The sequence below is a fragment of the Acinetobacter sp. V89_4 genome, assembly GCF_029967875.1.
Taxonomy (GTDB): Bacteria; Pseudomonadota; Gammaproteobacteria; order Pseudomonadales; family Moraxellaceae; genus Acinetobacter; species Acinetobacter oleivorans.
The window spans coordinates 20,087-38,040 of sequence record NZ_JASCAI010000026.1; the positions used below are offsets into that span (position 1 = coordinate 20,087).

Genomic DNA, 17,954 nt, shown 5'->3' on the forward strand with positions numbered 1-17,954 from the left:
AAGAGTTATCCACAATTTGATGATTTTTGGTTAAAAATTAGCTTCGAGATTCATTTGAACGCTGAGCTGATGTTTCGAATCATCATCAATATGGTTAAAAAAGTTAAGGTCATTTTGCATAAAAAGCCAATTTCGCCATACAGGCTGGCGCCATGAAATATAAGGCCCCCAACTATTTAGCCGAATATCATTTTTGGTATATACGCCACCACTATAGACACCATAAGTAAGATGATTATCCTTTAAAAATTGATACTGCTGGAAAGTCCAATTCCCCCAACTATAATCTTCATTTTCACTCTTATTCACATTAAATTTATTAGCGAAAAGAGTGTTATCTTGCATTTTCTGCGTTAAGTTTAGCGTTGTCTCGGTGTAGTTCCGGCTAGTAGAGCCGTAGCGAAATACCTGTTCTGTATCCAAACTAATGTTATGCCTTAAATTCCATTTTTTCTTTGCCAAAAATTGTACATAAACATCGTTTTCTGAGTTTGAACCTAAATCAAGATTACTTTCAAAAGGCATCCAAGTTGAAATGGTGGCCCAGCTTGCACTCAGTGGATTAGTTGTCGAAACCTGAGCTGAATAGTTCTTCTTCTTTTTTTTACCAAAGGCTTTATAAGTTGGTTCAGGCTGAGTCGCACGTCTCCATAATGTATCATTACCAAATACAGCCATTAGTTCTTGAATTAAGGCGTCATCGGGTAAAGCATCATTTGTCTCTATTTCACAAGGAGAGAGTGAAAGTGATTGTCTTTTTACTTTAGTAAAAGGCGTAGAAGAATAAGGATAACGCCGTGACCGTTGGTGCTTGAACGTATTATAAAAAAATTGAGTATGCGGAATTAAAGCCAATACGCCTAAACTATAAATACAAACTAAGGCAGCTGATTTGTATTGAAATGAAAAAGAGGAGAATTGATTCATTTTTAAGGAGAAGGAATCAAAAATAAAAATTAGAACAATACTTTAAAAGGCTAAGCTTAAAAATTTATTTAAAAGTATTTTATTATTCATCACCTTGGATGGGTTCCAAGGTGATGTTTGGCAGCTTAAAAAAGAGCTTCTAAGCGCAAGAAGGTGCTGACGAAATGGTTGCGATCTTCACGGTGATCATTAAAGTAATTTACATCTCCTTGAACAAAGAACCATTCACGTAAAACAGGTTGGCGCCATGAAACAAATGGACCCCAACTATTTAAACGCAAGTCATTGTCGTTGTAATAACCACCTGTATAAATACCATAGTTAAAACGGTTGTTTGCAAAGAAACTATGTTCACGGAAAACTCTGTTTTCCCAACTTAGATCATCATCTTGATCATCAGCATAAGTTAAACTGAACTGATTCGATAAAATCGGTTGATTTGGTCTGGCATGGGTAAGTTCAAGATTGGTACGTAAGTAGTTTTCACTGTCTATGCCGTAACGATAAATTTGCTCAGCATAAAATTTAAAATCATTACGGAGTTGCCAATTTCTTGATGCTTTTAAACGAACATAAATATCGTCTCCAGAACGGATACCTAAGTCAGCATCTGTTTCAAAAGGCAATTTTTTCGAGAAGTCTGACCAACGTAAAGCAATAGAACTGTTGTCATCTCGAGTTTGTTTACCATTTAACTTCTTATTGGAGTCTTGATTTGGGTTTTGGTTAATATTGGCCGGACTGTTATTAAATTCGTTATCTAAAGAATCATCACCAAATACCACACTTAGACGTTTTTCTAGCGTTGGTAATTTAATCCTGCCTCTTATTCTGGGCTTAATTTCAAAATTATCGTATTCATTCCAATAGTTATCGACCATTACGCGAATGGTTGCAGTAGCAGGTTTCTGTGGATCGACTTCTCCAAACCAGTTATCAATTTTTTCAGAAGTACGATCGGCCCAATTACGAATTTTCTTTTGCTTACGGTCAACCCACGTTTGATCTTCTGTTTGTTCGGTAGGGGGAACAATAGGTTGACTAGACTGCTCTGGAAAAATGGTTGGGGTCGCATCTACCCAACGGGGGATCTGATCTAACAGATTTTCATCTGTTGTAGCTCCGGTTTGAACTCCAGATGACAAACCTTCTACTTGTTGGTTTTGAGAGGAAGAGCTCGTTTCTGCATGAGCAATGCATACCGAACCAAATCCTAAAGTTAAAAGTGCAAAAAGCTGCCGATAAGGCATTATGTGAAATGTTTTCATATCTATCTTTATGTTTTGTTGTTGTTTCCACTTTTGTTGATTTTTCTAATAAAATCAAGAGGACGACACAAAAGTTAAGTAAATTTAACTTTTTTTACATATTTGAAATAAATTAAAAAGTTTAAGCTAGTAGCGATTATTTTTAACCAAAAAAAATCCCCCAATTAAGGGGGATGATAGATCAAGGAAACTTCAAATTCCGATCATTAAACACATAAAAAACAGAACATTACAGCGCGAATATTCTAAGAAGCAATCATAAACTGATTTTAAACAATTAGATAGTTCTTTTTTTAGAACGCTCTATTGCTAAAATGGTGATAAAACATACGATTTCATCACATTTTCAATTGTGTTGATTTATTTCTGTGGAATATCACATGATTCATCATTACAAACAGCAGCATCATCTTGCTCGACCGCTTCAGCATTTGCTTTAAGTTGTGCTTGCTCTAAGACTTTTAAAAAGACGTCACGTGGTTGAGCACCTGCGAGAGCAATTCTTTGATCAAATACAAAAAATGGCACACCCGTAACATTTAACTGCTCTTTAGCAATCTTTTCGTCATGACGAACAAAGTCAGATAGCTCATTGGTATCTAATACAAATTCAACTTCCGCATTATCAAGGCCAATACGAGAAGCAATTTCTTCTACAACTTCACGCTCACCAATTGCTAGACCTTCGGTCATATAAGCATGGAAAAAAGCTTCTTTTGCTTGGTTGCCTAAGCCTTTGCTTTGTGCAAGGTGAATAATACGGTGTGCATTGAAACTATTGCCAGAATTCGCCTTTTGCCATTGGAAATCAATACCTTCAGAGGCAGCCATGGCCGCAATATTGCGTTCCATTTCTTCCATCTCTTCATAGGTACGGCCATATTTTTTAGCTAAACGCTCAGTGTTTGAAGTGTCATGTTTTGCTGGCGCATCAGGATCTAATTCAAAACTATGCCAGTGAATTTCAAGCTCAATACCTGCTTCCGCAGCTACATGTTCAAGGCGTTTTTTGCCGATATAACAGAAAGGGCAAACTACATCAGACCAGACATCAACACGCATGGGAGAATCTCATAAATTTTAATTACCCATCATAATAGGGATGATGCACAAGGATTTAAAGCTTTGAGTAGCGAATACAGTGTTGCGTATTGTGAAATAAATGGCATATAAAGAAGAATAAGCTCTATTTTATAACTATAAAGAGCAAAACTATAAGAAGGGAAATAGGAGGTGTGTATGCGCCGAGTTTTGATTGCGATAGCAAGTCTGATTGTTATCACAAGCATTGTTTTTTTCACCTATCAACATATCAAACAGCAGCAGGCCAAAGACAGTAGTCAAATGTTTGATGTCGTCATGACTGAAAAAATGAATCAGCTTTATGAACAAGCACAAGACTGGTCTAAACCTGTCGAGCTTAATATTCACGATAAACGGTTAGCAGGACACTATAAGCAAATTTCAGAATTTCTTTTAAGTTATTGGATTCAAAATATTAATGCACGAAATGCATATTTAAGAGAACTCAAAGCAGCCAAATGGGATACTTTTTTAAATGTTGAGCGTTTAGATCTTGATAAAAAGCAAAAGTTTGTAGAAACCGAGAAGATGTTAGCTGATGTCCGTATGGCTTCAGATCAGTATCAAACTGAATATGAAAAAATTCATAAAACTTTCTTAGCAAAGGTTCAAGAATTATCTGTTGATACAGAGATGAGACAACTCCTTGAAATGAAATTGGGAACTCAACAAAAAGCTGATCAAGATCATGCAATTTTTATGATTGAGCTACAAATTTTAGATAAAGCAGAAGAAATGTTTAAGCTTCTAAAAAATTATGAATGGCAGAAGAAAGATCAGATGATTCTTTTCCATGAAAATGCTCAGGTCAAAAAGTTTAATGGGCTTTACCAAGATGTTCTAAAACTGAATGCAAAAATTGAAAAAATTAAGAAAAAGAATGTAGCTGCACTCGAAGGAGATTTAAAAGAATAAGCGTGGCATGAGCATCAAAAAATTATAGTTTGGTGCTCTCGGCTTTTCCTTTGGTTAAAAAAGTTTGTAATAAACTTTGAGAAGTTTGTAGTTTGTTTAATTGTTCAGAAACATGCTTGAGTTCAGTTTGCAGTTTTTCTTGAACCACTGAGCACAGCGTAAATACGCGTTCATCTAAATCAAAACAAGGCAGCAAGGCTTGAATGTCTTTTAGGTGCATGCCTGCATCATTTAATATTTTAATTTTCTTAATATTTTCAATGTCTTTGTTTGTATAGCTTCGATAGTTATTACTTGCTCGATGAGGCTGTATAAGTCCTAAACTTTCATAGTAACGCAGCATACGCGGGCTGACTTTTGTGAGTTCGGCAACTTTGGCAAGGTTCATAAAATGGGGTTGACCTTAACAGTGGTGTCATAGTTTAGCATGTTTTTATCTTTCAAAATGGTACTTGTTCCATGATCAGAAAACTCATTTTATTGGTGTTATTCGGATTAATGTCATTTGTTGCAAATGCCAAAACATTGGAACTTCAGGAGAAGAACATGCGTCAAATATTTGTGCTCCATGGTTACTCTGCTTCTATAGATGATCATTGGTTTCTAGATTTAAAACATCAAATAGAAGATGAACATACGACTGTTACCTTAATTCCATTTCCAGATTCTGAGCATCCAGATGTGGATGCTTGGCAGAAGGTTTTAGATCAACAGATCCCTAAGGTGGATGAGAATACCTATTTTGTTGCGCACAGTTTAGGAGTGATTACGTTACTGCACTTTTTACAAAGGCACGATTACCAAAATATTGGTGGAATGATTTTAGTATCCGGATTTTCTGGTCCAATTTCAGATTTTTCTCCACTCGATGCATATATAACAAAAAGTAAAGTCGATACGAACTATTTTAAGGACATAAAGAAAAAGCTGGTGTATTTATCTGATAATGATGATTTGGTTCCACCAAAACTGACGATTCAATTGGCGAAAGAAATTGATGCACCTTACATTACTGTTCCTAATGGTGGGCATTTTTTAGGAAGGGAAGGTTATACGACGTTTCCACAAGTTGTGAATTCTTTAAAAGAGATGTTAGAGAGCAAATAAAATTTATAAGATAAATCGCACTCTATAATCTGAACACTTTTGTTCAAGTTATAGAGTGCTTTATAGGATGCAGTTTAATAAATAGAAGAACCGTACTTTTACATTAAAAAATTTAATTATATTTACCGTTTATCTGAGCATTACTGAATCAAATTTGACTTTGTTGTAGCCTATTTATAGATACTTTTAATTTAATCATCATCTTTTTAATTTGAATAGGGTGAGTGATTTTTGGAGCAAGTTATGAACTTTCTAAAACAATCAGCCTTCATTGCTGCATTTGCTTTTATGGGTTTACCGACTGTTCAAGCAGATGAAGTGGCTACTTTACCAACAATTCGCGTTATGGCTGAATCTGAGCTACGTGAAGAGGTAGGATTTGTACCCTTCCAAGAAGATAAAAAAGTGCGTCAGGCTTTGCAACACCGTGAGTATAAAATTCATAACGATATACAGAATGCTTTAGTCCCTGAAGGCATGACTACGGTAGATTATCAGCCAGTGATGGCACAACCTGATTTGTCTCAACTTTCTCCATTCTTACAACAATACATTTTAGCGGTAGCGGGTGGAATACAGTCTTCTGATCCAACCAATGGTATCTTTGAAATGTTAAGACCTTTGAATATTAATCGCAGTAATGTAGATGCTTATCGTGAGGGTACGATGAAAGTAAACCTTAATGACCTCATAAATTTACAGCAGCAAATTCAAGACGGTTTAAAAGGCCGTTAAAATAAAAATCCCCGCATTGAGCGGGGATTTTTTTATCTTGGTGTTAATTAAACACGTTCGATTACTGTTGCAATACCTTGACCAAGGCCGATACACATAGTCGCAAGACCGATTTGAGTATCTTGTTGTTCCATTACGTTTAACAACGTAGTGGTGATACGTGCACCAGAACAGCCTAGTGGGTGACCCAAAGCAATCGCACCACCATTTAAGTTAATGATGTCTTGTTTGTCATAAATACCTAAGCCTTTCATTACTGATAAGCCTTGAGCAGCAAATGCTTCGTTTAACTCGATAGTTTGAATATCAGCCATCGTTAAACCAGCACGTTTAAGCGCTTTTTGAGTTGCTGGAACTGGACCATAACCCATGATTGCAGCATCACAACCTGCAACAGCCATAGAACGAATCACAGCACGTGGTTTTAAACCTAACGCTTGTGCACGCTCAGCAGACATAAGCAACATTGCAGAAGCACCATCAGACAACGCTGAAGATGTAGCAGCAGTTACCGTACCGCCTTTCGGATCGAATACAGGACGTAGTGCTTTGAATGATTCAAGGTTTGCATCTGGACGAATTACTTCGTCGATGTCACAAAGGATTTTAAAACCATTTGCATCGTGACCTTCAACACCAACGATTTCGTTTTTGAAACGACCTTCTTGAGTTGCAGCCCAAGCACGGCGATGAGATTCAACACCAAATGCGTCTTGCTCTTCACGGCTAATGCCATTCATACGACCTAACATTTCAGCAGTTAAGCCCATCATGTTAGATGCTTTAGCATAGTGTTTAGATGCTTCTGGGTTTAGGTCGATGCCATGCATCATACCTACGTGGCCCATGTGCTCTACACCACCAATAATGAAGATGTCACCTTGGTTAGTTGCAATCTGTGCAGCAGCAGTATGAAGTGCTTGCATAGAAGAACCACAAAGACGGTTAACAGTTTGACCTGCTACAGTTTTTGGTAGGTCAGCTAATAAGCCGATGTTACGACCAATGTTCATACCTTGTTCTAAAGTCTGGTTTACACAGCCCCAGATCAGATCTTCAACTTCATTGGTGTCAAATTGGTTACGAGTAACGAGTGCACGAACTAACTCAGCAGATAAGCTGTCAGCACGTACATTGCGGAACATACCGTTTTTGGTTTTACCCATTGCAGAACGTACGCCATCAACGATGACAACGTCACGTGGATTTAAAGTAGCCATTCACGTTGCTCCTTAACCGTAGAATTTTTTGTTGTTAGCAGCCATGTCACGCAACATTTGTGGCGCTTCATAAGCCTTACCTAAGTGTGCATATTTGTTGCAAAGCGCAACATATTCAGCAACACCTGTCTGGTCGATATAACGACATGGACCACCACGGAATGGAGGGAAACCTACACCCATAATCATTGCCATGTCTGCTTCAGCAGCAGTTGCAACGATGTTGTCTTCTAAGCAACGAACTGTTTCGTTACAGAAAGCAAGCATCATGCGGTCAATGATTTCTTGGTTATCAAACTCGCGTTTTTCACCCGTTACGAAAGGAGCAATGATTTCATACGCTGTTGGATCAACAGTTTTTGCTTTCTTGCCTTTCTTATCGAGTTCATATTTGTAGAAACCAACGTCATTCTTTTGACCAAGACGTTTAGCTTCGTACATTGCTTGGATTGAACCTTTATAGTCTGGCTTCATACGGTCTGGGAAACCTTCAGCCATAACTTCTGCGCCATGAACACCCGTGTCGATACCAACAACGTCGATGAGGTAAGCAGGACCCATTGGCCAGCCAAACTTAGACATTACATTGTCAACTTGCTGGAAGTCTGCGCCGTCTTTTACAAGAAGGTCAAATGCACCAAAGTAAGGGAACAATACACGGTTAACCAAGAACCCTGGGCAGTCGTTTACAACGATTGGTGTTTTACCCATTTTTTGAGCAAGAACAACAGTAGTCGCAATCGCTTCTTCAGAAGTCTTTTCACCACGAATGACTTCTACAAGTGGCATCATGTGAACTGGGTTGAAGAAGTGCATACCTACAAAGTTTTCAGGACGCTGTAAAGCTTTCGCTAAACGTGTAATTGAAATTGTAGACGTGTTAGACGCAATAATCGTGTTTTCACGAACATGCTTTTCAGTGTCTGCAAGAACGATTTCTTTAACTTTTGGATTTTCTGTAACCGCTTCGATCACGATGTCGACTTCTTTAAACTCATCGTAGCTTAAAGTAGGGCGGATACGTGCAAGGGTTTCACCCATTTGTGCAGGTTTCATTTTCTTACGTTCAACTTGTTTAGTTAACAAGCTGTTCGCTTCTGACATACCTAGTGCAAGTTGTGGGTTACCAATATCTTTCATGATGATTGGTGTGCCTTTGCTTGCCGCTTGGTAAGCAATACCACCACCCATAATACCAGCGCCAAGTACAGCTGCTTGGTTTACTGGGTGCGCACCTTTTTCATGTTTTTTAGCAGTTTTCTTAACAACTTGATCATTGAGGAATAAACCAATCAATGCACCAGCTTGTGGTGTAATCGCAGCTTTTGCAAAACCTTCAGCTTCCGCTTTTAATGCTTCGTCACGAGCAAGGCTTGCACCAGCTTGTAATGAATCAAGTAATAGTTTTGGAGCAGGGTATTGAGCAGGATTTGCTTTAGCAAGTACGGCACCTTTTGCTGTGTTGAACGCCATCATTTGTTCAAGTGGGTTCAATTTTACAGCATCAAGTTTTTCTTGGCGTTTAGCTTTCCAGTTCAAACGACCAGAAATTGCTTGCTTAACTAAGTCAGTTGCAGCTTCAAGTAATTTATCAGCAGCTACAACCGCATCTACAGCACCATCTTTAAGGGCAGCAGCCGGTTTTTTAGGAGCAGCCATCGCCATCCATTCAACCGCGTTGTCGATACCAATAAGACGGCTTAAACGTACGCTACCGCCAAAACCTGGGTAAATACCAAGTTTAATTTCTGGTAAGCCCACTTGTGCAGCTTCTGACATCACACGATAGTCACAAACTAAACACATTTCAAAACCGCCGCCTAACGCCATACCGTTAATAGCAACAACTTTTGGAATTTCTAAATCTTCAAAGCTATTGAAGATTTCGTGAACAGGCATAAGCCAGTCAACAATCGCTTTTTCGCCTTGCGCGAAGTTTTCACCAAATTCGGTAATGTCTGCCCCAACAATAAATGTTGATTTGCCCGACGTAACAACTAAGCCTTTAATATCGTTATTTGCTTTTACCGCAGCAATAGCAGCTTGGAAATCTTCAATTGTTGCACGGTTAAATTTATTGACCGACTCACCTTGTAAGTCAAAGCGGAATTCTGCAATTCCGTCCGAAAGCATTTGGACGGTAATGGCATTGCCAGCGTGGATCATGCCTGATCTCCTTGGTTTTGGAGGACTTCTAAGTTGATGTTATGAAGCGTGTGCACAGCTTTGGTACACATTTATGCTTCGCTAATCTTACGATAACTATATCTAAAAAAAACCTGACAAGTTGTATCAAGCCGTGACGCAAGGGTCATCTTATTTATTATTCAATTCATCTGTATTAAATGCATAAAAGAAATCATAAAGATAGCTGCTAATCCAAGGCTTTTGTTTTGCTTTAAATTTTTCTTTATAAAGCTCTGGAATTATCAAGATTTCTTATAAAAAATAAGAAAATTCAAAAGTTAATTTTTTGTCAAAAAAGTCAATTGTTCAATTTTTATCTTAAAAAAGCGAATAAAAATAACAACAAGTTTTAACTTTTTAAAGTGCTGAAAAAACACCGAGGCTTCTTTTATTTCTTATAAAAATATGAGACCTATTATTTGACTTATTTTTTTTACATTCGCTTTTTATAAGTCAATTTTGTTAAAATTTGTGCCAATTAAATAAACTTCCGGTTTCTATTACCTTAAATATAAGGTGAAGTTGCCCCTAATCTTTTGAAAGAGTAGCAATATGATTAAGTGGATCATATTAGCGATTTTTGTGATATCAGCATTGTATATCCAGCATCGCGGCAAAGTGCGTCACTCGTTTTATCGTCAATTTTTTGACCATTCAACCTTGCTCGCACCGATTAACTTTTTAATGTACATCTTTTCAAAGGTGCCGAATCAACCTTATATCGACACCCAGCATTTTAAAGATTTAAAAGTGTTGGATGAAAATTGGGAAATGATTCGTGATGAAGCGAAAGCTTTATATGACCAAGGTGGGATCAAAGCTTCAAGTACATATAACGACTTAGGTTTTAACTCATTCTTTAAAACGGGTTGGAAGCGTTTTTACTTAAAATGGTACGAATCGAGCCATCCGTCTGCTGCTGAGCTCTGCCCCAAAACCACAGCACTTCTTAAAACATTACCGACAATTAAAGCCGCAATGTTTACAGAGCTTGCACCTGACAGCCGTTTGGTAAGACACCGTGATCCATATGCAGGTTCACTGCGTTATCACTTGGGTTTAATTACGCCAAATGATGATCGTTGTTTTATTGATGTTGATGGTGAAAGATACTCTTGGCGTGATGGTCAAAGTGTCGTGTTTGATGAAACCTATATTCACTATGCTGAAAATAAGACGGATCAAAACCGCATTATTTTCTTTGCAGATGTTGAACGTCCAATGAAAGTGAAATGGATGGAAGGTTTCAATCATTGGTTTGGTCGTAAAGTGATGACTGCTGCAAGTTCACCGAATGAAACAGGTGACCAAACAGGTGGTTTAAATAAAGCTTTTGGTTATGTTTATCAAATTCGCATTAAAGCCAAAGCATTAAAAGCTAAAAACCGTAAGTTGTATTACTTCTTAAAATGGTTATTAATGCTTGGGATTTTCTTCCTGATTTTTGTCCGACCATATATATTTTAATTAAAACGCCCGAAAGGGCGTTTTTTTATGCCGTACAGTATTTAATAGATTTTGTGACTCATTTCACAGTGCTGGCAATTTGTTACAACTATTAAAAGCCAAGGACCAATTTTGATTCTACAATGGCGCGGTTTTTTCGAAGACTGGTTAGCGGAAGTAGGTTTTAAAATGGCTCATGCTCATCACGCAGTTCATGCACACGTTCATCATATCGAAGAGAGAAAAGAAGAAAGCTCTCAAGATGATTTAAAAATGAAAGTGATGTTAAGACAAGCTGCTTCGTCGACTGAAAAACATAAAAAAACTGATGTGAAAAGCCATCAATCTGAAGATCAAAATATTAATTTGCATAAGTTCTCAAGTAAGCTTGAAAGTATATCTGCCAACCATAGTAAAGAGAAATGCGCCAAAAATATTCGCATTGCTTTACAAGCAGCAGGCGCCGATGTGTCTAAGCATCCGGTAGCAGCTTCAGACTGGGGGCATACGCTTGAGAAGAACGGTTATAAGAAAATTAAACCGGCTTTTAATCGTCCTCAAGAAGGCGATATTTATATTATTGAGCGAACAAGTGGCCACACATATGGTCATATTGCGGGATATACAGGGAATGGCTGGTTCTCAGATTTTCGTCAAAAAACCTATGCGGTCTATAAAGAAAAAGATGTGAAATATAGCTACTATCGCCTCGATTCTTAAGCGAGTACGACATAGTCTGTCGGGGCATATCCAAATCTGTTTCCAAATTTGGCTTGTGGCACAGTAAAGCACTTGAAAACTCAGGTTGAAAACATCACATTAGGTATTCAGTATTAAGCCATGTCTGCCGATAGTGAATCAAAACGCTCGTCCACATATTGAAAAAATTTTAGCCCATATGACCCAACTTCCAGGCGTTTATAAAATGCTAGGGAAAGAGGGCGAATTGTTATATGTCGGCAAAGCGAAAAACCTAAAGAATCGGGTATCGAGTTATTTTGTTAAAACTATTGAGCATCCTAAAACTCAGGCCTTAGTTGCCAGAATTTATGATATTGAAACTTTAGTCACTCGTTCAGAAACTGAAGCACTACTCCTTGAGCAAAATTTAATTAAACAGCATCGTCCGCCTTATAACATCATGCTGCGGGACGATAAGTCATATGTCTATATTTTTGTATCGGCAGATAAGCCCTATCCTCGGCTTGCTAGTGGTCGCGGCAAAGGGAAGCACCAAATTGGTAAGTTCTTTGGACCTTATCCAAGTGCCTATAGTGCCCGTGATACTTTACTCGTTCTACAAAAGCTTTTTAATGTACGTCAGTGTGAAAATAGCTACTTTGCGCAGCGCAAGCGCCCGTGTTTGCAATATCAGATCAAACGTTGTTCTGCACCTTGTGTAGGGCTGATTTCACCCGAAGACTATAAAGAAGACATTAATAATAGTATTCGCTTTTTGCAAGGTGATACGAAAGAGCTTAATCAAGAGCTCATTGCCAAAATGGAACAAGCAGCAGCTGAACTTGAATTTGAAAAAGCTGTTTTTTACCGTGATCGACTATCTTTACTTCGTGAAGTTCAAGCGCAACAGGCCGTTTTTAAGGTCAAAGGTGAGGCGGATATTCTGGCCATTGCATATCAGGCTGGCGTGACATGCGTGCAGATTATGTATGTACGCAATGGGCGAATGCTAGGTGGAAAAAGCTATTTCCCTGACATGTTGGGTGATGATCTTGGGCAAATGCTGAGTGACTTTATGGCAAACTTTTACTTTCAAGTTGCAGATGAAGTACCCAATGAATTAATTGTGAACATTGCATTGCCTGACCGTAAAGAATTAGAAGAAGCGTTGGCACAGCAGTTTGGCAAAAAGGTTCAGATCAAGAGTAATGTTCGAGAAACTCGTGCTGAGTGGCTAGAGTTAGCTGAAATGAATGTTCAACATGCAATTAAGGGGCAGTTGAGTAACCATTTAGAACTTAATGAACGTTTCCATCAGTTAGAGCAAGTGATTGGAAGGCCTGTCGATCGTATCGAATGTTTTGATATTAGCCATACCATGGGCGAAGCTCCAATTGCGTCGTGTGTGGTGTTTGACCAAGGTGGTGCTCGTAAGCGTGACTATCGCCAATTTGCCATTCAAGATATTACCGCAGGCGATGACTATGCCGCTATGCGTCAGGCCTTAACACGCCGTTATAAAAAAGCCATATTGCCTGATTTGTTGTTAATTGATGGTGGTAAAGGTCAGCTTCACATGGCGATGGAAGTTATGCAAGAGCTTGGACTTGATGCTTTCATGGTGGGTGTATCGAAAGGTGAAGGGCGTAAACCGGGTCTTGAAACCCTGCATTTTACAGATGGCACGAAAATCCAGTTACCAGAAGATCATAAAGCATTGCACTTGATTCAACAGGTACGTGATGAAGCCCATCGCTTCGCAATTACTAAACACCGAGCTAAACGTGATAAACGCCGTAGCACTTCAGTTTTAGAAGCGATTCCGGGATTGGGTCCAAAGCGCCGTCGAGATTTATTAACTCATTTTGGTGGGATTCAAGGTGTTTTAAAAGCATCTGAAAAAGAGCTCACGCTTGTGCCTGGTTTTGGTGAAATGATGGCAAGAACGATTTATAAAATTCTTCATGAATAAGCATCGTTTTAAAGGCGGAGTGACAAAATAACTCGCCAATTACTAAAGGATTGACCATTCACATTCCAATCAAAATGAGGAAAGATCGTCCCTAATAACACTTTTGTTTTAGGGAAAGGAATGTCTTTGCTACAATTGTTTGAAGAAATAAAACAAAAGGAATGGATTGAAATACCCGAAGGGTGGTTGCAAGGACGAACAGTGTTTGGCGGTCTTGTTGCGGGATTGCTGATGCAAAAAACGTGCGCCAATATTCAAGATCCAAATAAAAGATTATTAAGTTGTAGTGTTACTTTTGTGGGGCCTGTACAGCAGGGGCCAGCTCAATTGACTGTTGAAATTTTAAGGGAAGGAAAGTCGGTCACTACACTCGAAACCCGTTTATGGCAAGATAGCGCGGTACAAACCATTTTGGTTGCAAGCTTCGGTGTGCCTCGTACGTCGAATATTGAAGTACGGCAAGAACCTATTGTGCCAATTTATGCACCACCCGAAGATTTACAACCGATTCCTTTTGCTAAACAAATGCCAGAATGCTATCAACATTTTGATGTATGCTGGGCAGAAGGTCATTATCCTGTTACAGGAAGTAAGTATGCTGACTTTGGAGGATGGTCAAGGTTCTCTCCAGAGAAGCATGAAAATCGTCAAATGACATTGCCAGATTTAATTGTTTTGATGGATATTTGGCCACCTGGTGTATTGCCAATGTTTAAACAAGTTGCTCCTGCAAGTTCTTTAACTTGGCACATTACCTATGTCCATCCATTTCCACATCAATTATGTGATTGGTTTAAATATAAAGTGGTGACTGAATATGCTGGTGAAGGTTATTCCACGGAATATGCCCATCTTTGGGACCAAAATGATCATTTAATTGCAATTTTACGGCAAACTGTTACGGTATTTACCTAAGCAGTCCACTTCCTCGATTCGTATATTTCGTATAAAGTGGCTGTTACAGATAGATACAATATTGAAGAATGTATTTTTGTCTGTTACAAGATGCATGAAGACTAAATTGGCGGTGTTTATGACCACAGGGCGAATCCTGAATATCCCAAATATCCTAACGTTGGCGCGTATCGCGCTTATTCCTGTATTTTTGGTGATTGCGTATTGGCCGCCTGCAATGGGTATTGGTGAGCAAGCAGGGAATATGAGTCGTCATATTATCTTGACGGCTATTTTTGTGTTGGCTGCTATTACCGATTGGTTTGATGGCTATTTGGCACGAACTTTAAACCAGACTTCAGCATTTGGCCGTTTTTTAGATCCAGTTGCAGATAAGCTCATGGTGGCGGCAGCACTTATTGTTTTGGTGCAGTGGAATCCAACCATTTCAATGGCTTTTGCGGCAATTGTCATTATTTCACGGGAAATTACAGTTTCTGCTTTACGTGAGTGGATGGCAGAACTTGGCGCAAGAACGAGTGTAGCTGTATCAACAGTAGGTAAATATAAAACAGCTTTTCAGATGATTGCCATTAGTGTGTTCTTACTCAATTGGCAACCTTTAGAAATGTTGGCTTACGCGTTGTTATATACAGCGGTCATTCTAACTTTATGGTCAATGTTTATTTATCTTAAAGCGGCTTGGCCATATTTAAAGCAACCTTAAGCACATATTGAATGATTAAGCCTTTCTATAATGAAAGGCTTTTTTATTTTCGAAAGTGCAAGAATCGGGTCGTCATGGGGCTTTAGCTACTTTAATGTAAGATATGAATGCTAAGGAGGTGACACATGCAAATGCTTTCTTCTCGGCAATTTGCTGTAATTGCCAATGTAATTGAATATTTATATGAACATCTAGACCAACAACCGAGTCTGGACGATGTTGCGAGCCATATGAATTTAAGTTCAGGTTATATCCAACGTCAGTTTCAGGAATGGGTAGGTATTAGCCCGAAAAAATTTGTCCAATATATGAGTTTGCAGCAGGCTAAATATTATTTGCTACAAAAGCGAAGCTTATTAGAAACTGCTTTAAACACTGGTTTGTCGGGTACTGGTCGTTTGCACGATCTGTTTATTCAGCTCGAAGGGATGACACCTGGTGAGTATAAACAGCAAGGCGAAGGCGTGATTCTTAATTATTCGGTTGAGACCAGTCCATTTGGTGAGCTGTTGGTGGTAAGTAGTGAAAAAGGCATATGTTCTATACGGTTTATCGAAACTCACGAGAATATTGAAGATTTAATTAAGCAGTATTTTCCAAAAGCTCAATTGAAAAATCAGTCACCGATTTGGCATCAACAAGTTGCAGAGTGGTTCGAACAAGATTTTTCAGAACACTTACAGCAGAAACTTCCTCTTAATTTGGCTGGAACACCATTCCAACTGCAAGTCTGGGAAGCGTTACTGACCATTCCAGAAGGTCAATTACGAACCTATCAAGATATTGCAGAGCAAATTGGCAAACCTAAAGCAGTTCGAGCCGTTGCAACAGCAATTGGACAAAATCCGATTGCATATTTGATTCCCTGTCATCGAGTGATCCGCGCAACAGGAATGGTCGGAGAATATCATTGGCAAAAGGGGCGCAAATTGGCATTGTTAGCTTGGGAGATGTCAAAGCAACATGGAGAGACCGTATGACCTTGGATTTATTTTCTCCAGAGCCTTGTGAGAATTTATTACCCTACGATGGTGAAGTTCAGGACTATGGTTGTATTTTAAGCCCTGAAGAAGCTGAACAATATTTTCATTATCTTTACCAGCACCTCGCGTGGAAACATGACGAGGCTAAGTTGTATGGCAAGCACTTTATTACAGCTCGAAAAGTTGCATGGTATGGAGATGATTACTATCAATATAAATATTCGGGTGTCGCACGTGATTCTTTGCCGTGGGACAAAGCACTCGCCAAACTAAAACAACAGGTAGAGCGAATACTTTCAGAGAAATTTAATTCTTGCTTAGCAAATCTCTATGAAGATGGAACTCAAGGCATGGCTTGGCACAGCGATTCGGATGTGTCTTTGGCAAAAACCACAACAATCGCTTCTTTAAGCTTTGGTGCTACCCGCAAATTTTCTTTTAGGCATATTCAAAGTAAAGAGAAAGTTGAATTGTGGCTCCAACCAGGTCAACTCATTGTGATGCGTGGGGAGACTCAACAATATTGGCAACACCGTTTAAATCGTTCAACAAAAATTTTACAGCCGCGTATTAATCTTACTTTTCGACAATTTCAGTTCTTATAAAAATTGGGCAAGAAAAAAGCCCATGATGGCAACATGAGCTTATTCCTCTGAGGGGGATGCTTCTATTGATGAGCTGCTGATGAAAAGAATCACCAATAGGAGCTAAAATCATAATATGAGAATATTTTGAGATATTCAATATTTTAAAGTGTAAGAAAAGGTTAAATTATCATAAGGTGCAGTTTTAGATTTCACCTTTTTCAGATAACTCCATAAAACGTTGCTCAATAAGTGCTGCATTTTCTTGTAAAATTTCGATGAGCTTTTCAACATTTAAAAAATCAAAACGATTTTTAGAGGCAACTAAAGTTAAAGCTAAAGGCACTTCTTTGTTCGAAAAACGTACTGGAACGGCAAGGCCAGAAACATTTGGGTCAATCTCACCTTGTGAGAAATAGAAGCCTTGTTTTTTAATTTTACGCATACGCTGAATAAAGCTCGGTTCATCTTCAGCAAAACCTGATTGTTTTAATTCTTGTTGATAACGATGATAGTAATCTTGCATCCGTTGTTTACTTAAATGCGAAACCATCGTTTTTGGAGATGACCCAACGTAAATCGGTCTTGGGCAGCCTCGACCATACGAGAGCAGTTCAGTGTCTTTAAATATTTCATGATGAATGTCGATACAATAGTCATCATTTAAATAGGTGAGCAAGCAGCACAGTTCGGTGCGCTCTACAATATTTCGCATAAACGGTGTGCTGATTTGAACTAATGGGTCTGTTGTGCGAGATATATAGTCAAGAACTGCAATTTTTGAGCCTAAGGTATAATCGCCAGATGTCCCATTAATGCGTTTTAATAGATCAGTAGACACTAATTCTTTGAGGTAACGGTAACTGGTTGGTTTAGACAAGCCAAGTTCTTCGCAAATAATATCGACATTAATGACTGGACGCGAAACTGAAAATAAGTCCAGTACGGTTAAAATTTTGCCAAAACTTGAAATTGCCATAGTGTCTTGTTCGTATCCTTTAACAATGAGTCATCTTTGAGTTTTTATAACAGAAAAAAAGAGAATTTGTCTCAATTCTAAAATAAATGCCTGATTTGAGTATTTTACTCTGACAAAGAGAAAACTTCTCTTGGCTAATACATCATATACGATAATTAAAAAACATATCAAATTATCAAATAGAGATATTTTAGTTGACTAAATTGCTTTATTTTGAAAAAATTGCCAAACAAAATATCTAATTGA

Annotated in this window: 17 protein-coding genes; 10 read left to right on the forward strand and 7 right to left on the reverse strand. The window is 38.4% G+C overall.

The features are described from left to right. Nucleotides 1–30: 30 nt before the first annotated feature. The 3 genes from QLG01_RS11245 to QLG01_RS11255 all read right to left on the reverse strand — a co-directional run bounded on the left by QLG01_RS11245 (nt 31) and on the right by QLG01_RS11255 (nt 3,257). Nucleotides 31–927: a selenocysteine synthase gene (locus tag QLG01_RS11245; protein WP_282496462.1), complete on the reverse strand. Its 897-nt coding sequence runs from the start codon at nt 925–927 to the stop codon at nt 31–33. Nucleotides 928–1,052: 125 nt separating this feature from the next. Continuing rightward, nucleotides 1,053–2,195, reverse strand: coding sequence for a hypothetical protein (locus tag QLG01_RS11250; RefSeq protein ID WP_013199097.1), 1,143 nt, complete (start codon nt 2,193–2,195; stop codon nt 1,053–1,055). Between the two features lie 360 nt (nt 2,196–2,555). Continuing rightward, nucleotides 2,556–3,257 carry a DsbA family oxidoreductase gene (locus tag QLG01_RS11255; RefSeq protein WP_004795074.1) on the reverse strand — a complete coding sequence of 234 codons (702 nt, stop codon included), beginning with the start codon at nt 3,255–3,257 and terminating at the stop codon, nt 2,556–2,558. 177 nt (nt 3,258–3,434) lie between these two features. Here QLG01_RS11255 and QLG01_RS11260 point away from each other — a divergent pair, with 177 nt between their 5' ends. After that, entirely contained in the window at nt 3,435–4,193 is a 759-nt protein-coding gene (locus QLG01_RS11260) for a hypothetical protein (protein ID WP_013199096.1), read from the forward strand. 22 nt (nt 4,194–4,215) lie between these two features. On the opposite strand, the gene QLG01_RS11265 is transcribed toward QLG01_RS11260, so the two are convergent. Further along, nucleotides 4,216–4,581, reverse strand: coding sequence for a MerR family transcriptional regulator (locus QLG01_RS11265; protein ID WP_013199095.1), 366 nt, complete (start codon nt 4,579–4,581; stop codon nt 4,216–4,218). Between the two features lie 71 nt (nt 4,582–4,652). On the opposite strand from QLG01_RS11265, the gene QLG01_RS11270 reads away from it, so the two are divergent. Together QLG01_RS11270 and QLG01_RS11275 are read left to right on the forward strand one after the other, a co-directional pair. Further along, the gene (locus QLG01_RS11270) at nt 4,653–5,300 is read left to right on the forward strand and encodes an alpha/beta hydrolase (RefSeq protein ID WP_282496463.1); all 648 of its coding nucleotides are present in this window, start codon (nt 4,653–4,655) and stop codon (nt 5,298–5,300) included. Nucleotides 5,301–5,543: 243 nt separating this feature from the next. After that, the gene (locus QLG01_RS11275; protein WP_282496464.1) at nt 5,544–6,035 is read left to right on the forward strand and encodes a hypothetical protein; all 492 of its coding nucleotides are present in this window, start codon (nt 5,544–5,546) and stop codon (nt 6,033–6,035) included. 47 nt (nt 6,036–6,082) lie between these two features. On the opposite strand, the gene fadA is transcribed toward QLG01_RS11275, so the two are convergent. Together fadA and fadB are read right to left on the reverse strand one after the other, a co-directional pair. After that, nucleotides 6,083–7,255 (reverse strand): acetyl-CoA C-acyltransferase FadA, encoded by a 1,173-nt coding sequence (fadA, locus tag QLG01_RS11280; protein WP_282496465.1) that lies wholly within the window; start codon nt 7,253–7,255, stop codon nt 6,083–6,085. Nucleotides 7,256–7,267: 12 nt separating this feature from the next. Further along, nucleotides 7,268–9,421, reverse strand: coding sequence for a fatty acid oxidation complex subunit alpha FadB (fadB, locus tag QLG01_RS11285; RefSeq protein WP_004795062.1), 2,154 nt, complete (start codon nt 9,419–9,421; stop codon nt 7,268–7,270). 573 nt (nt 9,422–9,994) lie between these two features. On the opposite strand from fadB, the gene lpxO reads away from it, so the two are divergent. The 7 genes from lpxO (at nt 9,995) to QLG01_RS11325 (ending at nt 16,750) form a co-directional block, all read left to right on the forward strand. Continuing rightward, complete coding sequence (gene lpxO, locus QLG01_RS11290; protein ID WP_282496466.1) at nt 9,995–10,909, forward strand: lipid A hydroxylase LpxO; 915 nt, start codon at nt 9,995–9,997, stop codon at nt 10,907–10,909. Between the two features lie 168 nt (nt 10,910–11,077). Next, nucleotides 11,078–11,608, forward strand: coding sequence for a peptidoglycan hydrolase (locus QLG01_RS11295; RefSeq protein ID WP_034590871.1), 531 nt, complete (start codon nt 11,078–11,080; stop codon nt 11,606–11,608). A 133-nt stretch (nt 11,609–11,741) separates the two neighbouring features. After that, a complete protein-coding gene (uvrC, locus tag QLG01_RS11300; RefSeq protein WP_049837991.1) occupies nt 11,742–13,541 on the forward strand; it encodes an excinuclease ABC subunit UvrC in 1,800 nt (599 codons plus the stop codon). A 120-nt stretch (nt 13,542–13,661) separates the two neighbouring features. After that, the gene (locus QLG01_RS11305; RefSeq protein WP_151821440.1) at nt 13,662–14,456 is read left to right on the forward strand and encodes a thioesterase family protein; all 795 of its coding nucleotides are present in this window, start codon (nt 13,662–13,664) and stop codon (nt 14,454–14,456) included. Nucleotides 14,457–14,574: 118 nt separating this feature from the next. Next, complete coding sequence (pgsA, locus tag QLG01_RS11310) at nt 14,575–15,162, forward strand: CDP-diacylglycerol--glycerol-3-phosphate 3-phosphatidyltransferase (protein ID WP_004795051.1); 588 nt, start codon at nt 14,575–14,577, stop codon at nt 15,160–15,162. A 125-nt stretch (nt 15,163–15,287) separates the two neighbouring features. After that, nucleotides 15,288–16,142, forward strand: a complete 855-nt coding sequence (locus tag QLG01_RS11320) for a methylated-DNA--[protein]-cysteine S-methyltransferase (RefSeq protein WP_144733872.1) — start codon at nt 15,288–15,290, stop codon at nt 16,140–16,142. Next, a complete protein-coding gene (locus QLG01_RS11325; RefSeq protein WP_151821438.1) occupies nt 16,139–16,750 on the forward strand; it encodes an alpha-ketoglutarate-dependent dioxygenase AlkB in 612 nt (203 codons plus the stop codon). Before QLG01_RS11320 ends, QLG01_RS11325 begins: the two co-directional genes overlap by 4 nt. 184 nt (nt 16,751–16,934) lie before the next feature. Here QLG01_RS11325 and QLG01_RS11330 read toward each other — a convergent pair whose 3' ends face one another. Beyond that, nucleotides 16,935–17,708 (reverse strand): IclR family transcriptional regulator C-terminal domain-containing protein, encoded by a 774-nt coding sequence (locus QLG01_RS11330; RefSeq protein WP_004795045.1) that lies wholly within the window; start codon nt 17,706–17,708, stop codon nt 16,935–16,937. Nucleotides 17,709–17,954 lie beyond the last annotated feature (246 nt).